The sequence below is a fragment of the Oceaniglobus trochenteri genome, assembly GCF_020529025.1.
Lineage (GTDB): Bacteria > Pseudomonadota > Alphaproteobacteria > Rhodobacterales > Rhodobacteraceae > Oceaniglobus > Oceaniglobus trochenteri.
In genome coordinates, this window is the sequence record NZ_JACNMM010000002.1 from 477,229 (window position 1) to 500,138 (window position 22,910).

The 22,910-nt window shown below is 64.8% G+C and carries 26 protein-coding genes and 1 tRNA gene; 19 read left to right on the plus strand and 8 right to left on the minus strand.

All coding sequences use genetic code 11. From position 1 onward, the window contains the following. The first annotated feature begins 155 nt into the window (after positions 1-155). The 6 genes from H7828_RS02530 (at position 156) to H7828_RS22800 (ending at position 3,171) form a co-directional block, all read left to right on the plus strand. Positions 156-479 carry a TIGR02300 family protein gene (locus H7828_RS02530; RefSeq protein ID WP_226779364.1) on the plus strand — a complete coding sequence of 108 codons (324 nt, stop codon included), beginning with the start codon at positions 156-158 and terminating at the stop codon, positions 477-479. Positions 480-579: 100 nt separating this feature from the next. Beyond that, a tRNA-Ala gene (locus H7828_RS02535) sits at positions 580-655 on the plus strand. Positions 656-823: 168 nt separating this feature from the next. Beyond that, positions 824-1,363: an AAA family ATPase gene (locus tag H7828_RS02540; RefSeq protein ID WP_226779365.1), complete on the plus strand. Its 540-nt coding sequence runs from the start codon at positions 824-826 to the stop codon at positions 1,361-1,363. A 204-nt stretch (positions 1,364-1,567) separates the two neighbouring features. Beyond that, a complete protein-coding gene (locus H7828_RS02545; RefSeq protein WP_226779366.1) occupies positions 1,568-2,491 on the plus strand; it encodes an Abi family protein in 924 nt (307 codons plus the stop codon). A gap of 240 nt (positions 2,492-2,731) precedes the next feature. Further along, entirely contained in the window at positions 2,732-3,049 is a 318-nt protein-coding gene (locus H7828_RS02550) for a hypothetical protein (RefSeq protein ID WP_226779367.1), read from the plus strand. After that, complete coding sequence (locus H7828_RS22800) at positions 3,046-3,171, plus strand: hypothetical protein (RefSeq protein WP_281070677.1); 126 nt, start codon at positions 3,046-3,048, stop codon at positions 3,169-3,171. The genes H7828_RS02550 and H7828_RS22800 overlap by 4 nt, the downstream gene beginning before the upstream one ends. Before the next feature lie 20 nt (positions 3,172-3,191). Here H7828_RS22800 and H7828_RS02555 read toward each other — a convergent pair whose 3' ends face one another. Beyond that, positions 3,192-3,617, minus strand: coding sequence for an integrase core domain-containing protein (locus H7828_RS02555; protein WP_226779368.1), 426 nt, complete (start codon positions 3,615-3,617; stop codon positions 3,192-3,194). A 360-nt stretch (positions 3,618-3,977) separates the two neighbouring features. Between H7828_RS02555 and H7828_RS02560 the strand changes: the two genes are divergently transcribed. Next, positions 3,978-4,367 carry an antitoxin Xre-like helix-turn-helix domain-containing protein gene (locus tag H7828_RS02560; protein WP_226779369.1) on the plus strand — a complete coding sequence of 130 codons (390 nt, stop codon included), beginning with the start codon at positions 3,978-3,980 and terminating at the stop codon, positions 4,365-4,367. Next, positions 4,364-5,065: an RES family NAD+ phosphorylase gene (locus tag H7828_RS02565; RefSeq protein ID WP_226779370.1), complete on the plus strand. Its 702-nt coding sequence runs from the start codon at positions 4,364-4,366 to the stop codon at positions 5,063-5,065. Before H7828_RS02560 ends, H7828_RS02565 begins: the two co-directional genes overlap by 4 nt. Before the next feature lie 19 nt (positions 5,066-5,084). Here the strand turns inward: H7828_RS02565 and H7828_RS02570 are convergent, their stop codons facing one another. After that, positions 5,085-5,534: a nucleoside deaminase gene (locus tag H7828_RS02570; protein WP_226779371.1), complete on the minus strand. Its 450-nt coding sequence runs from the start codon at positions 5,532-5,534 to the stop codon at positions 5,085-5,087. A 155-nt stretch (positions 5,535-5,689) separates the two neighbouring features. Between H7828_RS02570 and H7828_RS02575 the strand changes: the two genes are divergently transcribed. The 11 genes from H7828_RS02575 (at position 5,690) to dtd (ending at position 15,365) form a co-directional block, all read left to right on the plus strand. Further along, positions 5,690-6,508: a pseudouridine synthase gene (locus tag H7828_RS02575; protein ID WP_226779372.1), complete on the plus strand. Its 819-nt coding sequence runs from the start codon at positions 5,690-5,692 to the stop codon at positions 6,506-6,508. A gap of 66 nt (positions 6,509-6,574) precedes the next feature. Beyond that, positions 6,575-7,420: a TerC family protein gene (locus H7828_RS02580; protein WP_226779373.1), complete on the plus strand. Its 846-nt coding sequence runs from the start codon at positions 6,575-6,577 to the stop codon at positions 7,418-7,420. 60 nt (positions 7,421-7,480) lie between these two features. After that, the gene (locus tag H7828_RS02585; protein ID WP_226779374.1) at positions 7,481-7,684 is read left to right on the plus strand and encodes a hypothetical protein; all 204 of its coding nucleotides are present in this window, start codon (positions 7,481-7,483) and stop codon (positions 7,682-7,684) included. A 1-nt stretch (position 7,685) separates the two neighbouring features. Beyond that, a complete protein-coding gene (locus tag H7828_RS02590) occupies positions 7,686-8,576 on the plus strand; it encodes a 5-bromo-4-chloroindolyl phosphate hydrolysis family protein (protein ID WP_226779375.1) in 891 nt (296 codons plus the stop codon). Between the two features lie 36 nt (positions 8,577-8,612). Further along, positions 8,613-9,803, plus strand: coding sequence for a toxic anion resistance protein (locus H7828_RS02595; protein WP_226779376.1), 1,191 nt, complete (start codon positions 8,613-8,615; stop codon positions 9,801-9,803). A gap of 7 nt (positions 9,804-9,810) precedes the next feature. Beyond that, positions 9,811-10,776, plus strand: a complete 966-nt coding sequence (locus tag H7828_RS02600; RefSeq protein WP_226779377.1) for a DUF2927 domain-containing protein — start codon at positions 9,811-9,813, stop codon at positions 10,774-10,776. An 84-nt stretch (positions 10,777-10,860) separates the two neighbouring features. Beyond that, a complete protein-coding gene (locus H7828_RS02605) occupies positions 10,861-11,967 on the plus strand; it encodes an SPFH domain-containing protein (RefSeq protein ID WP_226779378.1) in 1,107 nt (368 codons plus the stop codon). Positions 11,968-12,266: 299 nt separating this feature from the next. Continuing rightward, positions 12,267-12,818, plus strand: a complete 552-nt coding sequence (locus tag H7828_RS02610) for a cytochrome b (protein ID WP_226779379.1) — start codon at positions 12,267-12,269, stop codon at positions 12,816-12,818. A 40-nt stretch (positions 12,819-12,858) separates the two neighbouring features. Further along, positions 12,859-13,947: a TFIIB-type zinc ribbon-containing protein gene (locus H7828_RS02615; protein WP_226779380.1), complete on the plus strand. Its 1,089-nt coding sequence runs from the start codon at positions 12,859-12,861 to the stop codon at positions 13,945-13,947. A 66-nt stretch (positions 13,948-14,013) separates the two neighbouring features. Beyond that, positions 14,014-14,931 (plus strand): carbohydrate kinase family protein, encoded by a 918-nt coding sequence (locus H7828_RS02620; RefSeq protein WP_226779381.1) that lies wholly within the window; start codon positions 14,014-14,016, stop codon positions 14,929-14,931. Next, positions 14,928-15,365: a D-aminoacyl-tRNA deacylase gene (gene dtd, locus H7828_RS02625; RefSeq protein WP_226779382.1), complete on the plus strand. Its 438-nt coding sequence runs from the start codon at positions 14,928-14,930 to the stop codon at positions 15,363-15,365. Before H7828_RS02620 ends, dtd begins: the two co-directional genes overlap by 4 nt. A gap of 200 nt (positions 15,366-15,565) precedes the next feature. On the opposite strand, the gene H7828_RS02630 is transcribed toward dtd, so the two are convergent. The 6 genes from H7828_RS02630 to bhcD all read right to left on the minus strand — a co-directional run bounded on the left by H7828_RS02630 (position 15,566) and on the right by bhcD (position 22,865). Beyond that, the gene (locus tag H7828_RS02630; RefSeq protein ID WP_226779383.1) at positions 15,566-16,126 is read right to left on the minus strand and encodes a PqiC family protein; all 561 of its coding nucleotides are present in this window, start codon (positions 16,124-16,126) and stop codon (positions 15,566-15,568) included. A gap of 1 nt (position 16,127) precedes the next feature. Further along, positions 16,128-19,337, minus strand: coding sequence for a PqiB family protein (locus tag H7828_RS02635; protein WP_226779384.1), 3,210 nt, complete (start codon positions 19,335-19,337; stop codon positions 16,128-16,130). Then, on the minus strand, positions 19,334-19,882 hold the full coding sequence (locus H7828_RS02640; RefSeq protein WP_226779748.1) for a paraquat-inducible protein A: 549 nt from the start codon (positions 19,880-19,882) through the stop codon (positions 19,334-19,336). Before H7828_RS02640 ends, H7828_RS02635 begins: the two co-directional genes overlap by 4 nt. Positions 19,883-19,956: 74 nt before the next feature. Continuing rightward, a complete protein-coding gene (locus tag H7828_RS02645; RefSeq protein ID WP_226779385.1) occupies positions 19,957-20,598 on the minus strand; it encodes a paraquat-inducible protein A in 642 nt (213 codons plus the stop codon). Between the two features lie 231 nt (positions 20,599-20,829). Further along, positions 20,830-21,810 (minus strand): type I glyceraldehyde-3-phosphate dehydrogenase, encoded by a 981-nt coding sequence (locus tag H7828_RS02650; protein ID WP_226779386.1) that lies wholly within the window; start codon positions 21,808-21,810, stop codon positions 20,830-20,832. A gap of 89 nt (positions 21,811-21,899) precedes the next feature. After that, on the minus strand, positions 21,900-22,865 hold the full coding sequence (bhcD, locus tag H7828_RS02655) for an iminosuccinate reductase BhcD (RefSeq protein WP_226779387.1): 966 nt from the start codon (positions 22,863-22,865) through the stop codon (positions 21,900-21,902). Between the last annotated feature and the right edge of the window lie 45 nt (positions 22,866-22,910).

Here is a 22,910-nt window from a genome sequence, read left to right on the forward strand (position 1 = left end):
ATGCCTCTCTCGCTGGATCGCAGGCCAGTCTATCGCAAGCGCCTTGATGCGGACCAGCACAAAAGCGGCCAGCGACACTGGCCTTTGACTTCGGCCTGTGCCTGTGGCATGGGACAGCAAATTTCGACCATGGATCACCTAGGAAAGGGTCTCACATGCCCAAGGAAGAATGGGGCACCAAGCGGGTGTGCCCGACCACCGGCAAACGGTTCTATGACCTGGGCAAATCGCCCGTGGTCAGCCCCTATACCGGCGAAGTCGTCGTGCTGGACACCGGCAAGGGGTCGCGCACCATGCTGGCCGACAAGGCCGACAAGGAAAGCGTCAAGGACGATGTGAACGACGACGAAGATGTCGTTCTGGACGATGATGACGACAACGAAGTCGACCTGGGCGATGACGTCCTGGAAGACGAGGACGACGACGATGACGTGTCCCTGGACGACATCGCCGACGTTGCCGTGAACGACGACGATTGATGCGCGAAAAGAAGATGATGCAGGGTGCAATTTTTCGCTTGAACTGCCCCGCATCATCTTCTAGACCGCGCTTGCAACACGGAGACACCGGGTTGCACACGGGGCCTTAGCTCAGCTGGGAGAGCGCCTGCATGGCATGCAGGAGGTCAGCGGTTCGATCCCGCTAGGCTCCACCAAATTCCCTTGAAAAGCACCAGATAGTTCTGCCTTTCTTGTCAGGGGATTTGCCTCTGCCACGCAGACCGGTGCTGTTTTCCCTACGAAAATCCATGCTGCCTTGATCGCCGCTCCTAGCGTGTCGATCGCTTCGCAGCGCTTTCCCCTGTCAAATCCGAGGATGGCCCATGAGCGACCATTTCTTCGTCGTGACGGGCGGTCCCGGTGCGGGCAAAACCAGCCTGATCACCGAGCTCGCCCGCCGCGGCTTTCATACGATCCCCGAATCCGGCCGCGCGATCATCCGCGAGGAGACGGCCAGCTGCGGAGACGCCCTTCCGTGGGCGGATCGCATGGCCTATGCCGAACGGATGCTTGAGCGCGACCTCCGCACGCACAGCATCGCACAGGCGCTCTCAGGCCCCGTGTTATTCGACCGAGGTATTCCGGATATCATGGGCTATCTAAGCCTCTGCAGCCCCCCCGTGCCGCCGCACGTCGCCGCAGCAGCCAAGGCAGCCCGTTACAACGCCCCCGCCTTTCTGGCGCCACACTGGGACGCGATTTTTCAACAGGATGCTGAGCGCAAACAGACTCGCGCCGAGGCCCAAGCAACTTGCGCCGTCATGCGCGAGACCTACTCCTTACTCGGATACGAGATCATGGAGTTGCCTTGTACCGACGTTGGATCACGCGCCGATTTTGTCGTTCAGCAACTGGCAAATTGACCGTCATTTCTAGGCGCAGCGGGCTCTGGTGCACAAATCGGCTGAACGCTGTGGCGCGGTCGTGCAGGGAGCTTCGCATGCACATACATTGACATTCGCCCTGACCGAACATATTGTTCCATCAACAACACCCCCCAGGCGACCGGTCGAGAGGCCGAGCTCAATACCGGGGGGTTACTTATTTTTAGGGGTCTGCTCAATACTTTGGAGTTCACGAAGAAGCCTTCAAGCATCGAGCAACAACTACAGCTCCTCATCCAGCGTGGTATGGATGTTGGAGACCATGACACTGCAAAGAAGTGGCTTGAGACAGTTGGATATTACAGGCTGAGCGCCTACTGGCTCCCCTTCGAAAAACCTCCAGCAAACGGAAACGCGCGCAGCAAGGTCTTCGAAAGCGGCGCAACTCTCAGCGCAGTAACCGATCTGTATGTCTTCGACCGACGGTTGCGCGTCTTGGTATTGGAAGCAATCGAGCGTGTTGAAGTGCACGTGAGATCGCGCTGGACCTATCATATGGCGCATGCCCACGGTGCTCATGCTCATCTGGATCACCGGCTGTTCTCTGGCTTTTTGAACCATGCCGAACAGCTCGTTCGTCTCGCTCGGGCCGTGGAGAAATCCGAAGAAACCTTCATTTTGCACCACAAAGGCAAGTACACGGACCCCTATTCCCCGCCCCTTTGGTCAGCAACCGAATTGATGACGCTTGGCGAACTCTCGAAGTGGTTTCAGGCAACGAAGGACAATTCAATCAAGTCGCAGGTGGGACGTGATCTGGGCTTGCCAACCAAAGAGACCGTGGAAGGAACTCTACAGGTCTTGGCGCTGACCAGAAACATTTGCGCACACCACGGACGGCTGTGGAACCGCAGGACGGTCAAACGACTGCCCAAGATCAAGCGCTTCAAGAATGACTTGGTACTGGTGAGCGAGGGCGCGCAAGAAGAGAACGACAATCGGCTCTATAACATATTGGTCGTTCTGCTGCACATGATGGACAAGCAGGCGACGGACAGCACTTGGCGAGATCGGCTGCGGAGTCTGATCGAAGCGCAATCAGATTCCGACCGCGCAAAAATGGGTTTCCCTACCGATTGGCGTGCACGACCAGTCTGGAACGCATAAGGCCTGATGGCCCCTTGACCCAGCCACGAACTGATCCGCATAACTTGAGGGTGGGTCAGTTCTCGATGGAAAACCTGGATCAGTTCTTGGTGGAAATTTGGTAGCTGCTGGACAGCGCGGTATCGCTGCCTTCTGTACGTCCGAAGTCAGGGCGTGTCGCAGCGAAGGTGATCAGTCTCCTCGGGGATAAGGTGTTGGGGGTGTAAGGTGGGGAAGGGTGGCTACCTTGGCGGATCAACCGTGATCCGGGCTTTCGAAAAGCTATCTGGGCGAAAGGGGCCACGAAAAGGCGCATTGGACGCGTGGGTCGAGGAAGCAAGGGATACGTCAATTGCCTTGCCAGATGATATTCACCTACGTCCGATCAGCTCGCCGGTCAGGACTGAACAGGATAGGGCGACGAAGAAATTCGCCAAAGGAAAGAAAAAAAGCACCGCGAAACGTGTTACAAAAAAGAGCAATCATCTCGTTTCCAAGAGCGATGAACGGAAGCCGAATGAGCCGCTCCCTGAATATGCAGACCTCGTGAAGGCACTACGTGAAAAGTACCAGAAATGACCCACTGCATCGCTGAAACCTTCTACGATGCCCCCGCCAAGCTCACGCCTCAAGAGCAGAAGCAGGTCACGAAATCGACCTTCGATTTTCAGGTGCTCCCGCCTTTGTCAGGCGTGTATTGACCCAGCGGAATCTGCTCAGGTTAAGCCGCTAATCTGAATGCCTCGGCAGGCGTGCGCATGGCAAGCGCCTGGTGAGGGCGGCGGTTATTGTAAAAGGCAATCCAGTCACCGATGACGCGCATCGCATGTTGGATGCTTTCGAAGCGGTGGCGATGCACGCACTGCTCCTTGAGCGTCCGAATGAAGCGCTCGACCATGCCGTTTTGCTGCGGACAGTGCGGGGTGATGAACTCCTGCTTCAGCCCGTAGCTGCGGACGATGGCCGTGAAGTGGTGGCTGGTGAAGACCAGGCCATTGTCCGAGCGCAGCAGGAACTCGTCTTCGACCCGGCCCAAAGTGCCGAACCTCGCGATCAGGGCATGCTCGAGCGCGGCGCTGGCCGTCGTGGCCTTGCCGGACTTCGACAGGTGCCAGCCCAGCAGCTCGCGGGTGGGGTCACGTCGCACTTCCGCAACAAATCGCCACCGCAGTCTCGGAAACCCGCTACAATCATCGTGTCTTCATGGCTCCTTTCTGGGATGCGATTTTCGAACAGGATGCCGAACGCAAGCAGACCCGCGCCGAGGCCGAAGCGACCTGCGCCGTCATGCGCGAGACCTATACGGTATGGGCACAGCCGTTGGCCGGAGGCAGCCAAGCCCCATTTTCTTTATCCAGTTCAACCGGCCATTCTTCTCTTCGATACCTGCACGGCGCCTGCCGCAGCCGCCGCCTACATTCGCAGATTCGCCGCTTAGCGTTCGATCGGATCATTTGGTCTTTACTATTAGATCATATGACCCATATTGAACCTACAGGAGGCCAGAATGCCAGTTGCCGTCACATCCCGCGAATCCACCCCGCTCAACGCTGTCGCCCTCAAGGCCTATGCCAATGTCGTCGATGCCTGGGCCCTTGGACAGAAAGATGCCGCCGCCCTGGCGGACATGTCGGAAAGCACATGGAAGCGCGCCCGCAAACCCGGGTTCGCGGGCGAGTTGACCAAGGATCAGCTTTTGCGCCTCAGTGCCGTGATCGGGATCTACAAATCGCTCGAACTCTACTTCTCCGAACCGCTGGCGCGAAGCTGGTTCACCCGGCCCAACACCGGACCGCTGTTCGGGGGCGCCCGGCCCGTCGATACCGCGATCGAGGGCGGCTTGCCGCAGATCCTCGCGATCCGCACCTATCTTGACGCACTTCGGGGCGGCGCATGAAACGTACCGAGCTTTCGGACCGCGGCCTTGTGCGGCTTTTGCCCGCAACCTACCACAAGCCCCCCGCCCTGCGCGGCCTGGTGGACACCGACGAAGAACTTGAGGTGCTGGCCGAGATCGAGGGGCTGACCAGCACCCGGTTGCTGGCCGAACGTGGCCGCAACCCGCACCTCGACCCCCGCGAACTGGCCTGGCTGCGGCGCACCCAGGATCTGCGCATCTATGGTCAGACCCATGTGAACGCCGCCTTCACCTATACCCGGGCCGGGGGAAACAGGTTCAACACAGGCGAACGGGGGGCCTGGTATTGCGCCTGGGATGTGCTGGTGTCGGTCTCCGAAGTGGCCTGGCACCGCACGCGCGAGCTTCGCTTTGCCGGCACCTTCGAGGACAGCGCGCGCTATGTCGAGATTCTGGCCGATTTCATCGGGGTCTTCGACGACATCACTGACGAACCGGGCCATGCCGCGCTGCACCCCGACCCCGAGATCGGATACCCCGAGGGCCAGAGCCTTGCCGAGAGGTTGCGGCGCGACGGATCGCGCGGGTTGATCTATCCCTCGGCGCGGGCGGAGGCGCCGGGCGGCAACTGCCTGGTCTGTTTCGAACCCCACGCCATCCAGAACGTGCGCCCCGGCGCCTCGTGGGATCTGATCTGGGAAGGGACGCCGGATTACGCCGTCGTGGCGGTGTCCTGATCGGCACCGCGCCCTCGGGTCAGCGGCGGTTTTCGAAGAATTCCCGCAGAAGGGCCGCCGATTCGCGGGCCGCTATGCCATCATAGATTTCGGGGAAATGATGGGCCTGGGGGTGCGAAAAGACCCGCGCGCCCTGCAGCACGCCGCCCGACTTCGGATCGTCCGCCCCGAAATAGAGCCGCGCGATGCGCGCCGCCGCGATGACGGCGGCACAGGCGGCGCAGGGCTCCAATGTCACGTAGATGTCGCAACCGGTCAGCCGCTGGCTTTGCAGGGTGGCGCAGGCGGCGCGGATCGCCAGAACCTCGGCATGGGCCGAAGGGTCGTGCAGTTCGCGCGTGCGGTTGCCGGCCGCGGCCAGAACCGCCCCGTCCGGTGCAATCACCACCGCCCCCACGGGCACCTCGCCCCGCGCGGCGGCGGCGCGCGCCTGTTCCAGCGCGCGTGACATATGGGAACGGAAGACCATGGCGCACCTTCGCCCGCGTCGCGAGGGGCGGCAAGGTTGGTTAAAGACTTTCAATGCCTCCGGCGGGGATATTTGAAGACCAAAGATGCAAGCGTCCCCTCCGGCGCCGCCTGACCGCCCCTTTCCACCGGCAGGCGGGCAGAGTAGAAGACGGCATGAGCGAAACACCCCCCCCCGGCGACCGAATCGCCAAGGTCCTGGCCCGCGCCGGACTGGCCAGCCGCCGCGATGCCGAGCGGATGATCGAAGACGGCCGCGTCATGGTGAACGGACGCCACATCAGTTCGCCCGCGCTGAACGTGACCGAGACCGACGAGATCACCGTCGATGGCAACCCGGTCGAGCCTCCGGCGCCGCCCCGGCTTTGGCTGTATCACAAGCCTCCGGGGCTGGTGACCAGTGCGCGCGACGAAAAGGGCCGGCCCACGGTTTTCGACAACCTGCCCGAGGGCATGCCGCGGGTGATGTCGGTAGGTCGGCTTGACCTGAACTCGGAAGGGTTGCTGTTGCTGACCAATGATGGCGGCATCAAGCGGCAGCTGGAGCTGCCCAGCACCGGCTGGCTGCGCAAGTACCGGGTGCGGGTGAACGGCACCCCCAAGGAAAGCGACCTGACCACCCTGCGCAAGGGCGTGACGGTGGACGGCGAGCGGTTCCTGGGCATGGAGATCACCCTGGACCGGCAGCAGGGCGCCAATGCCTGGCTGACCGTGGGCCTGCGCGAAGGCAAGAACCGCGAAATCCGCCGCGCGCTGGAAACCGTGGGTCTGAAGGTGGGGCGGCTGATCCGGCTCAGCTATGGTCCGTTCCGGCTGAACGATCTGAAACCCGGCGAGGCGGAAGAGATCAAGGGCCGCGTCATGCGCGACCAGCTGGGCATGGAAGGCGCCCCCAAGCTGAAGCCCGCGAGGGTGCGCAAGGCACGCCCCGCCCCCCCCGATCCGCGCCGTGGCGGGAACAAACCGCGCAAATAGACGCTTGGCATAGGTCTGCCATTCGGTTTCTGATGGCAAAACGACAGTTTACAAGTGCGGGGTGCCATGGCCGAGTTGCTGACAATCGAAAATCTTGGCCATCTGGTCATGTTGTGTTTCCTTCAGGCGGTGCTGGGGTTTGACAACCTGCTGTACATCTCGATCGAGAGCCAGCGCGCGCCCGTCGCCCATCAGAAGGCCGTCAGGTTCTGGGGCATCATCGTGGCGGTGGCCCTGCGGGTCATCCTTCTGTTCGTGATGATTCACCTGATCGATGCCCTGGCGACGCCCTTCTTCGTCCTGGACTGGGACGGGGTGCTTGAAGGCGGGGTGAACTTCGCCACCTGTGTCTTCGTCATCGGGGGCGTCTTCATCATGTATACCGCCGTGAAAGAGATTTCGCACATGCTGTCGGTGCAGAACCTGCATACCGACGTGAACGCCAAGGCCGGGAAATCGGCCATGGGGGTGGTGATGATGATCGTGCTGATGAACCTGATCTTCTCGTTCGATTCCGTCCTCTCGGCGCTGGCGATCACCGATGTCTTCCCGATCCTGGCCACCGCGATCATCCTGTCGGGGCTGGCCATGCTTCTGCTGGCCGATGGCGTGACCCGGTTCCTGGAGAAAAACCGCATGTACGAGGTGCTGGGCCTGTTCATCCTGCTGATCGTCGGCGTCGTCCTTCTGGGCGAGGCCGGGCCCGCCGCCGCCCATGCAATGCACGACGACACCCTTCAAATCCGCGTCTTCGGTTACGATATCATCCCCATGAGCAAGAGCACCTTCTATTTTTCGGTGCTGGTTCTGGTCGCGGTCGAGGTGATCCAGTCGGGCTACAAGCGCAAGCTGGACCGCGAGCGGCAGGCCGTTCAGGGCCAACCGGTGGAAAGCCGGACCATAGGCGGGTAAGCGCGGCAACCGGGGCAAGGCAACCGGCCTGTCGCAAGTGATTTCAACGGAGGCCGACAGATGGCCAGACTTTTCATCGTGCTGCTGTTCGTCGCCATCCTGGCGGCCATGGCCATCGGGGTGATCTCGGCGATCGGGCGCGCGGCGGATGCCGGACGCACCCGCCTGGCGCAGGCCGAAATGGGGAATGGGGCAATGCAGCGGATTTCTTTCGTGCTTCTGGTGGCACTGATCTTTTACGTCTCGATATGGGGGGCCGCCTGACATGGCGCAGCGATTTGGAGGCAGGCACAGCCCCGATGGCCCCGCGGGCGGCACGGCGGAAAACCCGGCCTGGGCGGGCAAGACGCGCACCAAGGCGGGTGGCCGGGTCAACGCCCTCTTTGTGGCACCCTTCCCCCTCTTGCCCCTGGCCTTCTTCAAAGAGCCTGTGGGCCTTGCCATCAACCTCTGTGCTTTCGGCATCCTGATGCTGGCCGCCTGGCTGACCCGCGAGGGCGTCATCGCCCACGAGGCTTATGACGCGCGCCGGGTTGCCCGCCGGCCGGCGATTCCGCGCAAGGTTTTCGGTGCGGTGGCCACCGGCCTGGGGCTGGGGCTGGTGGGTGCGCAGGGCGGCAGCCTGGTGGCGCCGGTGATCTTTGCCGTTCTGGGCGCGGGCCTGCACCTCATGTCCTTCGGGGCGGACCCATTGCGCAGCAAGGGCGCCGAGGGGGTCGATGCCCACCAGGCCAGCCGCGTCGCGCGGGTGGTCGACGAGGCCGAGCAGCACCTTGCCACCATGAAGGATGCGATCCGTCGCGCCGGCGACCGCCCGGTCGAGGCGCGGGTGGATGCCTTCATCCAGACCGCCCGCACCATGTGCCGCACGGTCGAGGAAGACCCGCGCGACCTGACCGCCGCGCGCAAGTTTCTGGGCGTCTATCTTCTGGGCGCGCGCGATGCGACGGTGAAATTCGCCGATATCTACGCCCGCAGCCGCGATGCCAGGGTGCGCGAGGATTACATCGCCCTGCTTGACGATCTCGAGCAGGGATTCGCCGCGCGCACGCAGAAGTTGCTTCTGGAAGATCGCAGCGACCTTGACGTTGAAATCGAGGTGCTGCGCGACCGGCTGGCGCGCGAAGGGCTGGCGCGAAGCCGCGTCAAAGAGTAACCCGGTCAGCAGACCGAAAAGGGAGAATCCTGTTTCATGTCCGATACCATCGCCAGGAAGGCCGCAGATCGCCAATCCGAGGTCAACGAGGTGACGGCCGTTGTCCTGTCCGAACCGACCGACCAGCATGTGCCCTTCGAACTGGCCGACGCGCCCGTCGCCGCCGAGATCGAACGGCGTATCGGTGAGATCGACATCACCGACACGAACTCCATCGTGTCCTTCGGCAGCGCCGCCCAGGCCGAGTTGCAGGAGATCAGCCAGGCGATGCTGGCCGACGTGCGCAACAAGGATGTCGGCCCGGCCGGCGATTCCCTGCGCCAGATCGTGACCACCATCCGCGGCTTCTCGGTGTCCGAGCTTGACGTTCGGCGCAAACGGTCATGGTGGGAAAAGCTGACCGGTCAACTGGCGCCCATGGCCAAGTTCACCGCCCGGTTCGAGGACGTGCAGGACCAGATCGACCGGATCACCGATACCCTGCTGACCCACGAACACACCCTGCTGAAGGACATCAAGTCGCTTGATATCCTCTATGACAAGACGCTGTCCTTCTACGATGAACTCGCGCTTTACATCGCGGCGGGCGAAGAGAAGCTGAAGCGCCTGGATGCCACCGACATTCCCGCCAAACAGGCCGAGGTCGACGCCGCAAGCGAAGAGAACGGCGTGATGGTGGCGCAAGAGCTGCGCGATCTGCGCGCCGCCCGCGACGATCTGGAACGCCGGGTGCACGACCTGAAGCTGACGCGCCAGGTGACCATGCAATCCCTGCCCAGCATCCGCCTTGTGCAGGAAAACGACAAGTCGCTGGTCACCAAGATCAACAGCACCCTGATGAACACCGTGCCGCTGTGGGAAACCCAGCTGGCCCAGGCCGTCACCATCCAACGCTCGCGCGAGGCCGCCGGCGCGGTGCGCGAGGCCAACGACCTGACAAACGACCTCCTGACCTCGAACGCCAAGAACCTGCGCGAAAGCAACAAGATCGTGCGCCAGGAAATGGAACGGGGCGTCTTCGACATCGAGGCCGTCAAGGCCGCCAATGCCGATCTTGTGGCCACGATCCAGGAATCCCTGCAGATCGCCGACGAGGGCAAGGCGAAACGGGCCGCCGCCGAGGATGAGCTGAAGCGCATGGAGGCCGAGCTGAAAGAGGCCCTGTCTTCGGCAAAGGCCCGGGCCACTGGCACGGGTGACGTCGCCGCCACCTCGATTCCGGGCTGATGCCGTGATGCGTGGCTGGGCATGGGGTGGCGCGCTTTCGGCGCTGATCGGGATGGCGGGATGCGACATGCCGCCACCGGTCGAGCCTGTGCCGCGCCCGCCGTCGCGCCCTGCCGCACCGCCAACACCCGAACCGCCCGCCCCAAAGCCGGCCGACCCCGATCCGGGCGCCGAAAGCCGCGCATTGGCCAGCTATTACCAGCGGGTGCAAAGCGGGCTTCAGGCGCAGGGGCTGCTTCGGCGCGACGGCGGCGGCGCCGACACGCCCTTCGGGGTGCGCCAGTTGGTGGACAACTTCGTGCGCATCGCGCTGTTCGAGGAATACGCCAGCGTCGGCGGAACCCTCGTGCCCCGGGCCACCGCCAGCCGCATTCACCGCTGGGAACAGCCGGTGCGCATGCAGGTCGAATTCGGCGCGACCGTGCCCGCCGACAAGCGCATCCGCGACCGCAACGCCATCAACCGCTTTGGCGCACGCCTGTCGCGGCTGACCGGGCTTCCCATCCGCCAGGTGAACTCCAACGGCAACTACAACGTCTTCATCGTCAACGAACAGGAACGCCGCGCCCTGGGGCCGCGGCTTCGCCAGCTTGTGCCCGGCATCAGCAACCTGGCGGTGCGTACCGTCACCGACATGCCCAAGTCATCCTATTGCCTGGTCTTCGCGCTGGATGGCGACAACAGCGGCGCCTATACCCGCGCCGTCGCGGTGATCCGTGCCGAACACCCCGATCTGCTGCGCCTGTCCTGCATCCACGAAGAGATCGCCCAGGGCCTTGGTCTGTCCAACGACAGCCCCGCCGCGCGCCCCTCGATCTTCAACGATGACGAGGAATTCGCCCTGCTCACGCGCCAGGACGAACTGCTGCTGAAAATACTCTACGATCGCCGGATGCGTCCGGGCATGACCGAACACGAAGCCCGCCCCATTGCCCAGGAAATCGCCACCGAACTTCTGGGCGGCGAAAGCTGACCCTCCGGAATGGCGGGCGGTGGCATCCCTTGGCCCGCTGCGCGATCCATGCTCTTATCCCGGCCAGACACCTGCGGAGGCCCCATGTCCATCTTCGATTTCCTTTCCGGTCAGTTCATCGACGTCATCCACTGGACCGACGACACCCGCGACACCATGGTCTGGCGGTTCGAAAGACACGGCCACGAGATAAAATACGGCGCCAAGCTCACGGTGCGTGAAGGCCAGGCGGCGGTCTTTGTCCACGAGGGGCAACTGGCGGATGTGTTCACGCCGGGCCTTTACATGCTTGAAACCAACAACATGCCGATCATGACGACGCTTCAGCATTGGGACCACGGGTTCCAGAGCCCGTTCAAATCGGAAATCTACTTCGTCAACACCACCCGGTTTTCGGACCTGAAATGGGGCACCAAGAACCCGATCATCCTGCGCGACCCCGAGTTCGGACCCACCCGCGTGCGCGCCTTCGGCACCTATACCGTCAAGGTGTCGGACCCTTCGCGGTTCATGTCGGAAATCGTCGGCACCGACGGCGAATTCACCATGGACGAGATCAGCTTCCAGATCCGCAACATCATCGTGCAGGAATTTTCGCGGGTCCTGGCCACCTCGGGTATCCCGGTTCTGGACATGGCCGCCAATACCGGCGATCTGGGCAAGCTGGTGGCCGAGCGGATTTCGGAAACCGTGACCGCCTATGGCCTGATCATCCCCGAACTGTACATCGAGAACATTTCGCTTCCCCCCGCCGTGGAAGCGGCAATGGACAAACGCACCTCGATGGGCGTGGTGGGTGATCTGAACCGCTATACCCAGTTCCAGGCCGCCGAGGCGCTTGGCAATGCCGAAAGCGGCGCGGGCAATGCCATGGCCACCGGCATGGGCGCCGGGCTGGGCATGGCCATGGGCGGACAGATGGGCGCCGCCGGCCCCTGGGGCCCCCGCCCGGCCCCCGTGGCACCACCCCCGCCGCCCCCCGTCGAGAAGGTCTGGCACATCGCCGAGAACGGCGCGACGAAGGGGCCGTTTTCAAAGGCCTCATTGGGGCGGATGGTGGCCGACGGCGCCCTGTCCCGCGACACCCATGTCTGGACCCAGGGCCAGGACGGCTGGATCAAGGCGGGCGAGGTTGCGGAACTGGCGCAACTGTTCACGGTGATGCCGCCACCCCCGCCGCCGGGGGTGTGAGCTTCCGGTTTCGGCCAGGGTGCCCCTGGCCGACCGGGGGGGGGGGGGGGGGGGGCCGGGGGGCGGGGCGGGGGGGCGGCGGCGGGGGGGGGGGGGGGGGCCCGGCCCGCCCGGTTCACGGGGCGGCCGCCACCCCCGCCGCCGGGGGGGTGAGCTTCGGGTTGCGGCCTGGGGGCCCGGGGCCGACCGGCCGGGGCTCTGCCCCGGACCCCGGAGTATTTTCAGCAAGAAAGAGGGGGCGGGCGGCGTGAAACCCCCGGGCCTTGTGCGGCGTGGCTGCTGTTGAAAGGGGAGTGGCAATGAATGGACTGACATCCCGCCTGCCGCACCGGCGCAGTTGGCTGAAGGCGCTTCATTGGGCGATGGTGCCGCTGTTCCTCTGGTTCACCCTGGTCCAGCCGCGCGATGTGCAACGGGTGGGCGCCTGGGCCGTGCAGTTGCATTCGGTGCTGGGGCTGGTTTTCGTTTCGCTGGCGTTGCTCTGGTGGGTGGATTACCGGCGGCGCGGGTTGGCCGGGCGGCCGGGGCCGAAATTGCCCCCCTGGGGGCGGCGGCTGCACCGGGCGTTGCACCGGGTGTTGGTCTGGGGCGTTTTCGGCGTTGCGCTGAGCGGTTTCGGCCTTGGCCTGACCTCGGCGGTACTGCTTTGGGCCGGGGGGATCGTGCCCATCGCGCCACCGCTGGACATGCCGCGCGCCAATGCCTGGGTGGGGCGCATTCACGAGATCGAGTTCTATACCCTTGCCGTCATCGCCCTGGGCCACGCGGGGTTTCACATCTGGCGGCATCTCTGGTTGCGGGACAATGCCCTGCGGATCATGGCGCCACGGGTGTTGCACCGGTTTCTCTAGCGGCTAGGGTGTGGCGAGGCCAGACGGAGCGCGCCCCCACATGACACCCCAAGACCACCGGTTCCCCTGCGATTCCTGCGGATCGGACATGCGCTTTGATCCGGGGCAGGACAAGATGATCTGCGATCATTGCGGCAACGAAACGCCCCTGGGCGGGAGCCGACCGGCCATCGCCCCGATCCGCGAGCTGGATTTCCGCGCCGCCATCGAGGCGCGCCTGCCCGAGGCCGAGATCGAGACCACCCGCGTGACCCAGTGCCCCAACTGCGGCGCCGAGGTGGAACTGGGCGCCGACACCCATGCCACGGAATGCCCCTTCTGTGCCACGCCCGTCGTCACCGATACCGGCGATCACCGCCACATCAAGCCGCGCGCCGTCATGCCCTTCGTGCTGGCCGAACCCGAGGCCCGCGCCGCCATGACCGACTGGCTGGGCAGTTTGTGGTTCGCCCCCGGCGGGTTGTCGGAATATGCCCGCAAGGGGCGCAGGATGCAGGGCATCTACGTTCCCTTCTGGACCTTCGATGCCGATACCAAAAGCGCCTATCGGGGCGAACGCGGCACCGTATATTACGAAAGCCGCACGGTGATGCGCGACGGCAAGCGCCAGACCGTGCAGGTGCAGAAGGTCCGCTGGACGCCCCGCTCGGGGCGGGTGGCGCGGTTCTTCGACGATGTGCTGGTGCTGGCCTCGCGGTCGCTGCCCAAGCGGTTCACCGATGCCCTGCAACCCTGGGATCTGTCGGCGCTGGTGCCCTATGCCCCCGAGTACCTGGCCGGATTTCGCGCCGAGGGCTACCAGGTGCAGCTTGAGGAAGGATTCACCGAGGCCCGTGCCCATATGGACCGGGTGATCGAACGCGACGTGCGTTTTGACATCGGCGGCGACCGCCAGCGCATTCACGGGATCGAGACGCAGATCGCCGATGTCACCTTCAAGCATATCCTGCTGCCGGTCTGGCTGGCGGCCTACAAGTACAACGGCAAGACCTACCGCTTCGTGGTGAACGGGCAAAGCGGGCGGGTGCAGGGCGAACGACCCTATTCCACCATCAAGATCGCGCTGGCCGTGATAGCCGGGCTGATCCTTGCCGGCATTGTAGGCTTCATCTATGCGCAGAACGGCTGAGTTGATGGTGGATCGCCGGGCCCGTTAGCGGTAACAAGGCCGAAATCGGATTATGGAGAATCGGGAATGATCCTGTGTTGTGGTGAATCGCTGATCGACATGCTGCCCCGCACCAGCAGCGCGGGCGAGCCTGCCTTCGCGCCCCATGCGGGCGGTTCGGTGTTCAACACCGCCATCGCTCTGGGGCGGCTGGGGCGGGAGGTCGGGTTTTTCTCGGGTCTGTCGGACGATCTGTTCGGCGAGATGCTGGTTGAAACCCTGGCCGCATCGGGTGTCGATACCGGGCCGGCCCACCGATCGTCGCGCCCGACCACGCTGGCCTTCGTCAAGTTCGTCGATGGCCATGCGACCTATGCCTTTTACGACGAAAACACCGCCGGGCGGATGCTGACGGCCGAGGATCTGCCACCCCGGGGCGCGGAAAAGGCGCTGTTTTTCGGGGGGATCAGCCTTGTCGTCGAACCCTGCGGCACGGCCTATGAAACCCTGGCCCAACGCGAATCGCGCGACAAGGTGGTGATGATCGACCCCAACATCCGCCCCTCGTTCATCGCCGAAGAGGCCGCCTATCGCGCCCGGATCGAACGGATGCTGGCCGCCGCGGATATCGTGAAGCTGTCCGACGACGATCTGCACTGGCTGGAGGGGTCGGGCGATCTGCCTGCCCTGGCCGCCGGGTTGCTGAAGAAGGGGCCATCGCTGGTCTGCATCACCGAGGGCGCGAAGGGGGCTACCGGTTACACCGCATCGGGGGCCACTTTCGTGCCATCTCGCAGTGTCGAGGTGGTGGATACCGTGGGTGCCGGCGATACCTTCAACGCCGGTGTCCTGGCCGCCCTGGACGAGGCGGGCGCGCTGGACAAGCGGGGCGTGCGCGACCTGCCCGAGGACCTGGTGCGCCAGGCGCTTGACCTCGGGGTGCGCGCCGCCGCCGTCACCGTGGGGCGTGCCGGTGCGAACCCGCCGCGCCGCAACGAACTGTGAGGGCGCTGCTGCAAAGGGTCAGCCGGGCCGATGTTTCGGTCGAGGGGGCGGTGCTGGGTGAAATCGGCTCCGGCCTGCTGATCCTGGTCTGCGCCATGCAGGGCGATTCCAGCGACCAGGCCGAACGGCTGGCCGCCAAGGTTGCCAAGCTGCGGATCTTCAAGGATGAAGCCGGGCGCATGAACCGTTCGTTAAGCGATGTGGCCGGGTCGGCCCTGATCGTTTCGCAATTCACCCTGGCCGCCGACACGTCGCGCGGGAACCGCCCCGGGTTTTCATCCGCCGCGCCGCCCGATGAGGGCAAGGCCCTGTACGAGGAATTCGCCGCTGCTGTTCAGGCCCTGGGCATTCCCGTTGCCACGGGGCGCTTCGGGGCCGACATGCAGGTGAGCCTGGTGAATGACGGGCCGGTGACGATCTGGGTCGAAGCCTGAATTCCGCGCCGCGATTCACCGCCTGTTTACCCTGACGCCGTAGAACGGGGCTGCCCGGAAAATCCGGGGATGACCCGCCCGGAACCCGGCGCGGGGGCGGCCCGGCGGGGGAATGCCCGCAGGCACCGCCCGTTCAGCAAACGCGCCCACCCGCTCGAACTGCGGGGGGCGCGACAGCCTTGCCGGCGATGGTCAGGGCGTCAAAGGCCGTTCTGCGCGATGGTGCGGGCAAGGCCGGTGATGGCCTGCCCCTGGGCCGCCGCGATGGCCCTTGCGTTGCCCGCCACATAGGGCACGGCGATGTCGAACCGCCCCGCCACGTCGCGCCGCGCGCCGGTGGGGAAGGAAACGAAATACTGCCCCGCGATCCGGTAATTGCCATCGGCCTGGGCCAGCGCCTTTGAAAATCGCACCTCAAGCCGGGCATCGGGCGTGTCGCTCAGCGGCCAAGGCTCGGCGGCGACCTTGGCGCGCGTCAGGGTCGACAGGGCATCGGCCAGCCCCTGTGTCATGCCGCGGGTCGGATCATCGGCCCAAAGCAGGTTCTTGTCGGTCAGAAGCTCGCCGTTCACCCCTTCCAGTGTGATCGTCTCAAGCGAGGCATACAGCGGCAGGTTCACCTCGCGCACCTCGACCGTGCCGACCCGCACCGCGATCTTTTCGTCGGCCGTGACCGAGGGCACCGCATAGCGCAAGGTTGGCGTATTGGCGCAGGCCCCGAGGGCGACAAGGGCAAGGGCGGCAAGGGGAAGGATTTTCATATCAACGTCCAAACAACAGGGAATTCGGGCTACGCTCGATCGCGCGGGCCAGGGAACTGACGGATTTGGCGGCATCGCGGATGTCGCGCAGGGCGGATTTCGCTTCGCTGCCCAGCTGGCCGTTGGCATCATAGCCTCCGACAACGCCTTCGGCTTCGGCCAGCAGGCGGTTCATCCGGTTCAGCAGCGCCGGAAGATCGTTGCTGGCATCGGCCACGGCTGTCGCGGCCTGCTGGGTTGCGGCCAGGGTGGCATTGGCGTTTTCGATCAGCCCGCCCTCGCGCATGTCGGCCAGCACGCCTTCGATCTGGGCCAGGGCATCGTTCAGCGCCGCGGGCACCGCCTGGGTATCGGACGACGCGATCAGGGTATTGGCGCTGTCGATCAGCTTGCCCGCCTTGTCGGCCAGATCCTCCAGCGGGATTTCCCCCGCCGAGGCCACCAGTTTCTCGATCTCGGCCGCGATGGTATCGGCCCGCGCGGTCAGGCGCGGCAGATCGGTGGCGGCGGCGTCCAGGCTGGTCACGGCGCTGCGGGCCGATTCCAGCACCGGCAGAAGCGCCTCGGTGATCCGGCTGACGGCATTGCTGGCCTGGTCAAGCGTGGCATCGGCGCTGTCGATCACGCCGCTGGCGCGCAGGTCGGCCAGGGTATCGCGGGCCGTTTCGACGGCGGCGCCGAGCTGCACCGGCAGCGATTTGGTGGCCGGATCGTTCAGGATCGCGTTGGCGCTGACGATCACCCCGGTGGCCTGCGTCACCAGTTCATCCAGCGGCAGCGCATTGGCGGTCACCATCAGGCCACGGGCATCGGCGGCCACGCCTTCCAGTTCGGTGATCAGCGACGGCACGCCTTCCAGCGAGGTGTTGACCCCGCCCAGCGTGCTGCGCGCGGCGTCGATCACCGGCAGAACCGCCTCGGTCACGCGGTTGACGGCACTCTGGGCCGAGCTGAGCGTCGTGCCCACCTGCCCCACCACGCCGCTTTCGCGCAGATCGGCGATGATGCCACCCGCCTCGGCGACGGTGGCGCGCAGATCGGCCGGAAGCGCCTTGACCTCGGGGTCGTTCAGGATGGCGTTGGCGCTGACGATGACGGCGCTGGCCTGGCTGACCAGGTCTTCCAGCGGCAGGGCATTGGCCGAAACCATCAGCTGCTGCGCGCTGGTCGCCACGCCCTCAAGCTCGGTGATCAGCGTCGGCAGCCCCTCAAGCGAGGCGTTGACGCCGTCCACCGTGCTGCGGGCCGCCTCGATCACCGGCAGAACCGCCTCGGTCACGCGGTTCACCGCGCTTTCGGCGCTGGTCAGGGTGCTGCCCACCTGGTCGACGATCCCGCTGGAGCGCAGATCGGCGATCACGCCGCGGGCCTCGTCCACAGTGGCGCGCAGGGTTTCGGGCAGGGCCTTGGTGGCCGGGTCTTCCAGCAGGGTATCCGCACTGGCCAGGATCGTCGTGGCCTGCGACAGCAGCGCCTCAAGCGGCAGGGCATTGGCCGTGGTCATCAGCGTGTCGGCGCTGCGCGCCACCACCTGGAGTTCGGCAATCAGTTCATCCACATCGGCCACGGCAAAGGTCACGGCATCGGCGGCCTTCTGTGCCGATTCCAGCGCGGCGACCAGCGAATTGACGGCGCCCGCATCGCGGACTTCCTGCAACAGCGTCTCAAGCGAGGCAACGCTGCCCTGCAGGGTCGCCATCACATCCGCGGCCTGCACCGGCAAACCCTGAACCTGATCCGACCCCACAAGGGTTCGGATGTCGGCGATCAGGCCCATCACCTCGGCCGGGGTGCCGGTGGTGCCTTCGTCGTTCAACAGGCGGTTGACGCTGTCCATCACGTTGATGGCGGACCCCAGCAGTTCCTCGATGGGCAATTCGTTGATCCGGTTGAACACGCCCTCGGCGGTGTCGGAAAAGTCCGACAGGTTGGCCGGGATCGACGGGATGATCGGATAGGGTTCGCCGTCGCGGTCGATGCTGCCGGGAAGCTGTGGCCCGATGGCGTTGGGGATCAGAAGCGAGACTTTCAGCCCGCCGGTCAGGATCGAGGCGTTCTGAAGCTGCGCGCGCATGCCGCGCGATACCGCGTCGTCCAGGAAATCCAGCGCCTGTTCCGGGGTGGCATTGGCCGAAAGGCCCATCTTCACCAGCTTGAGCGAAAGCGTCGCCAGAAGCCGCACCGACCGGTCGCCGAAGCGGTCTTCGTCGACAAGGCCGGTGATGGCCGTCACGGTGCCGATCTTGATGCCCTGAAATTCCACGGCCGCGCCCGCCGCCAGGCCACTGACCGACCCTTCGAAGATCACGGCCATGTCCAGGGTCGGGCCTTCGTCGCCATCGGTGAACACGCTGTTGCGGGCGGTTTCCTCGTCCCCGAACAGTTGGAAGGTCTGGCCGGGTTCGACCGCTTCGCCGCCCGACACGATGGTGTCGAAGGCAACGCCGCCCGACACCAGCGAAGCCAGCGAAGATACGTCAAGCTGGGCGCCCTGCGCCCCGAACGAGAAGGTGAAACCCGAGGTGTCCCAGAACCGGGTCGACGTGGTGATCAGCCGGTCCTCGGGCGAGCGGATGAAGCCATCGGCCATGACCGAGACGCCATCGTCGGACAGCCGCAGGTTGGCCACCTGCCCCACCTCGATCCCGCGATAGAGGATCGGTGTCCCCTCGCTCAGCCCCTCGATGCTGTTGGACCGCAGCGTGATCGGGATGCCCTTCTGCCCCGAGCGCACCAGCGGCGGGCGCTCCAGCCCCTTGAACCGGTGTTCGGCACCAGTGATTTCGCTGTCCCAGCTGCCTTCGATGTAGACGCCCGACAAAACCGTATCGAGGCCGGACACACCGCGCGCCGAAACCTCGGGGCGGACCACCCAGAATTGCGCGCTGTCGTCGATATAGGGGGCGATATCCTTGTGGACGCGCACCGCGATCACGACATCGGCCAGTTCATCGGAAAACCGCACCTCTTCGACGACACCCACCGTCACCTCGCGGTAGCGCAGTTCGGTTTCGTCGATCTTGACGCCCGATGCGCTTTCGAAGGCGATCTCGATCAGCGGACCGCGATCGTTGTAGGCGTTGAACACGACCCAGAGCGACACGGCAAGCGCGCCGAAGGGAACCAGCCAGACCAGCGAAAAGCGGTCCCGCAGGGATTTGCGGGCCGGGGCGACATGGGGCTCGGCTGCGGAATCGTTGGAATGTGTCAAGCGGTCGTATCCTCCGGGAAGTCCCAAATCATGCGCGGATCGAAACTCAGTGCCGACATCATCGTGAAGATGACCGACAGCGCAAACGTGATGGCAGCGGGCCCCGGATTGATCGAGGCCACGGAGCTAAGCTGGACCAGCGAACTGAGGATCGCCACCACAAAGACGTCGATCATCGACCAACGGCCAATGAATTCGACAAATTCATAAAGTTTGTGGCGCGCATGCGACGATAGCCTGACCTGCCGCCGCAGGCTGAGCGCCAGGTATCCGATGGCGATGAACTTGCCGATCGGAATAACCACCGAAGCGATGATGATGATGGCCGCGATCCCGTAGCTGCCGTGATGGGCAATCTCGATGGCGCCCCCCAGGATCGTGCTTTCGTCGGTCATGAACAGGGTGCGGGTGCGCAGCATCGGATAGATGTTTGCCGGCACGTAACAGATCATTCCGACAAAAAGCCAGGCCCAGACCCGTTGCAGGCTGCGCGTGCGCCGCGACACCAGCGGGCTGCCGCAGCGGCTGCACCTCTCCTGGCCCATGGGCCAGACGCGGGTGCAGCGCGTGCAGGCCACAAGGCCGCGGTCGCGCGCGGTTTCGATGGGGGCCGCGTGGCTCACTTCCGGGCCTCCTTGTCCAGTGCCTTCCAGATGGTCCAGCGGCAAAGATACCCGTCCTGCAGGGTGATCACCACAACGAGGGCCGCGAACATCCAGAAGGCCGGGCCGTAATCGACCCGCGCCAGATCGGAGATCTTGACCAGCGCCACCGCGACACCGATCACGAAGATTTCGGCCATGGACCAGGGTTTCAACCTTTCGGCCCAGCGAAAGGCGATGGTCGCCCCGCGCAACGGCGCACGGTCCATGGCCAGCGGCACGAGGACATAGAGCACCAGCCCGGCACGGGCGACAGGGATCAGCACGATCAGCGCGGCCACCGCGACGGAAAGCGGCAGCATCGGCCCATCGACAAAGGCCAGGGCGGCATCGAAGACCGAACTGGAGTTGCGAAAACCCGAGACCCGCACCTGGAGAAAGGGAAAGAAGGTGGCGCCGAACATCAGGATCATCATGGTGATGGCCAGGGCGATGACCCTGAGAAAGGCATTCCGGCGCGGCGCGATCAGCACCGTGCCGCAACGCAGGCAGGTTGCCCTTTCGCCCGGGCCGGGAGCGACAGCCGAATAGAGCGCATCGCACTGCGGGCATGCGATCAGCTCGGGCTCGGCAACAGGGGTCTGCGCGGTATCGGTCATGGCACAAGTGTAATCATCAACATGATGTGTACTATCAGGAACATTCGGCAAGGTGCAGTGACGTTTTCGCGAAGGCCATCACCGCCCGTCTGCCGTGCCATCCTTGTCACGCTTCTGCATGGAAGGCCGGGGGATTCGGGAATGACTTCGTCATTGCGCCGCCTTCGGCGTCGCCCCGTGGGGGCCAGCCCCCACACCCCCGGGATATTTCAGGACCAAAGATGGGAAGAGTCAGGCGCGATGAAGCCGCAGGGCCATGTCGATCATGCGGTTGGAGAAGCCCCATTCGTTGTCGTACCAGCCGAAGATGCGGGCCATGCCATCGGGTTGCACGATCAGTTCGGGGCCGGCCAGGACCAGGGATTCGGGGCGCGCGCGCAGATCGGAGGAGACAAGCGGGCGGTCCGTCCAGCCGATGACCGGGCCGGTGGCGGCGCGCAGGGCGTTGCGGATGGCGCCATGGTCGGGCGCGCCGGAGAGGCGCACCACCAGATCGACCGCCGAAACGCTGGCCACCGGCACCCGGACGGCCGCTCCCGTCACCCGGCCCGCCATATGCGGCAGCACCACGTCGATCAGGTGGGTCGCGCTGGTGGTGGTGGGTACCATCGACAGGGCCCCTGCCCGGCTGCGGGCGAAATCGCCGCGCGGCGCGTCGATCATCGGCTGGCTGCCGGTGTAGCAGTGGATGGTGGTCATGTGGCCCTGCATCACGCCGAAGGCCCGGTCGAGCACCGCGAGAAGCGGCGCCAGCGCGTTCGTGGTGCAGGAGGCATTCGAGACGATGGCGTGATCGCCGGCCGCCTCTTCGTTCGCCCCCAGAACCACGGTCACATCGGCACCCGCGGAGGGGCCGGAGATCAGCACGCGGGTCGCCCCGGCGGTCAGGCCGCGTTCGGCCACCGCGCGGCTGTCGGCCTTGCCGGTGCATTCCAGCAGGAGGTCGATGCCGCGCAGGTCCAGCGTCGAGATGTCGTCGGTGCGGTGCAGGGTGATCGTGCGGCCATCTACCGTCAGCCTGGTATCCTCCAGCGAGACCTTGCCCGGATAGGGGCCGAAGACGCTGTCGTATTCGAAGAGATGGGCGCAGAGATCGGGCGCGGCGATGTCGTTGATGCAGACCACCTCGATGCCGGTATCGCCGCGTGTCGTCGCCAGGGCGCGCAGGATGCTGCGCCCGATCCTGCCGAACCCGTTGATCGCAATGCGCATATTTCCAACTCCGACTGCCGCACCGCCATCAAAGGCCTTGCGCGCGGCAAGTCAAATCAGTTTCCGTGAAACCTGCCATCAAGCGGGACTCAGAAGGCCACCTCGATCGCCACGCCCCTGTCGCGGGCGATCTTCACCGCGCGGGCGGCGACGGCCAGGTCCTGAAGCCCCACGCCGGTGCCGTCGAACAGGGTGATTTCGTCGCCCGAGGTGCGGCCCGGGTGGGTGGCGTTGATGACCGCGCCGATGCGGGTGATGTCGCCCTCGCCGATCAGACCGGCGGCGATGGCGTGCTGTGCTTCGCCGATGCTGATGGATTGCGCCACCTCGTCGGTGAAGACCGAGGCGCGGGCCAGAAGTGCCGCCTCGACCTCCTGCTTGCCCTTGGTGTCGGTGCCCATGCAGGCGATGTGGGTGCCCGGTCGCACCTGGGCGTCCATCAGGATCGGATCGAAGGACGAGGTGATCGAGATGATGACATCGGCCTGCGCGCCCAGTTCGTCCAGGCTCACCTCCTGGAACGGCAGGCCCAGTTGGGCGGCGCAATCGGCCAGGCGCGACAACATCTCGGGGTGATAGTTCCAGCCGACCACGCGGTCGAAGCTGCGCTGCGCCACGGCGGCGCGCATCTGGAACACCGATTGGTGCCCGGCCCCGATCATGCCCAGAACGCGCGAATCTTCGCGCGACAGGTGCTTGATCGACACGGCGCTGGCAGCGGCGGTGCGCAGGGCGGTCAGAAGGTTGCCCCCCACCATGGCCGAAACGCGGCCGGTGTCGGCATCGAACAGGATCACGGTCGACTGGTGGTTGGTCAGCCCCTTGTCGGCATTGCCAGGCCAGTAACCGCCCGATTTCAGGCCCATGGCCAGGCTGTCACGGTCGAACCCCGACTTGAAACCGTAGAGCGCGTCGGCATGGCCGATCGCCTCGCGGATGACGGGAAAGTTGTAGGCCCGCCCGGTATCCATGGCCGCAAAGACCGCCTCGACGGCATCAAAGCTGTCTTCGGGCGTGATCAGGTCGGCGATTGCCGCTTCGGGTACTATCCACATGTTCTATCTCCGGTCAGGATGAGGGGGCAGCGCACCGCCCCCTTC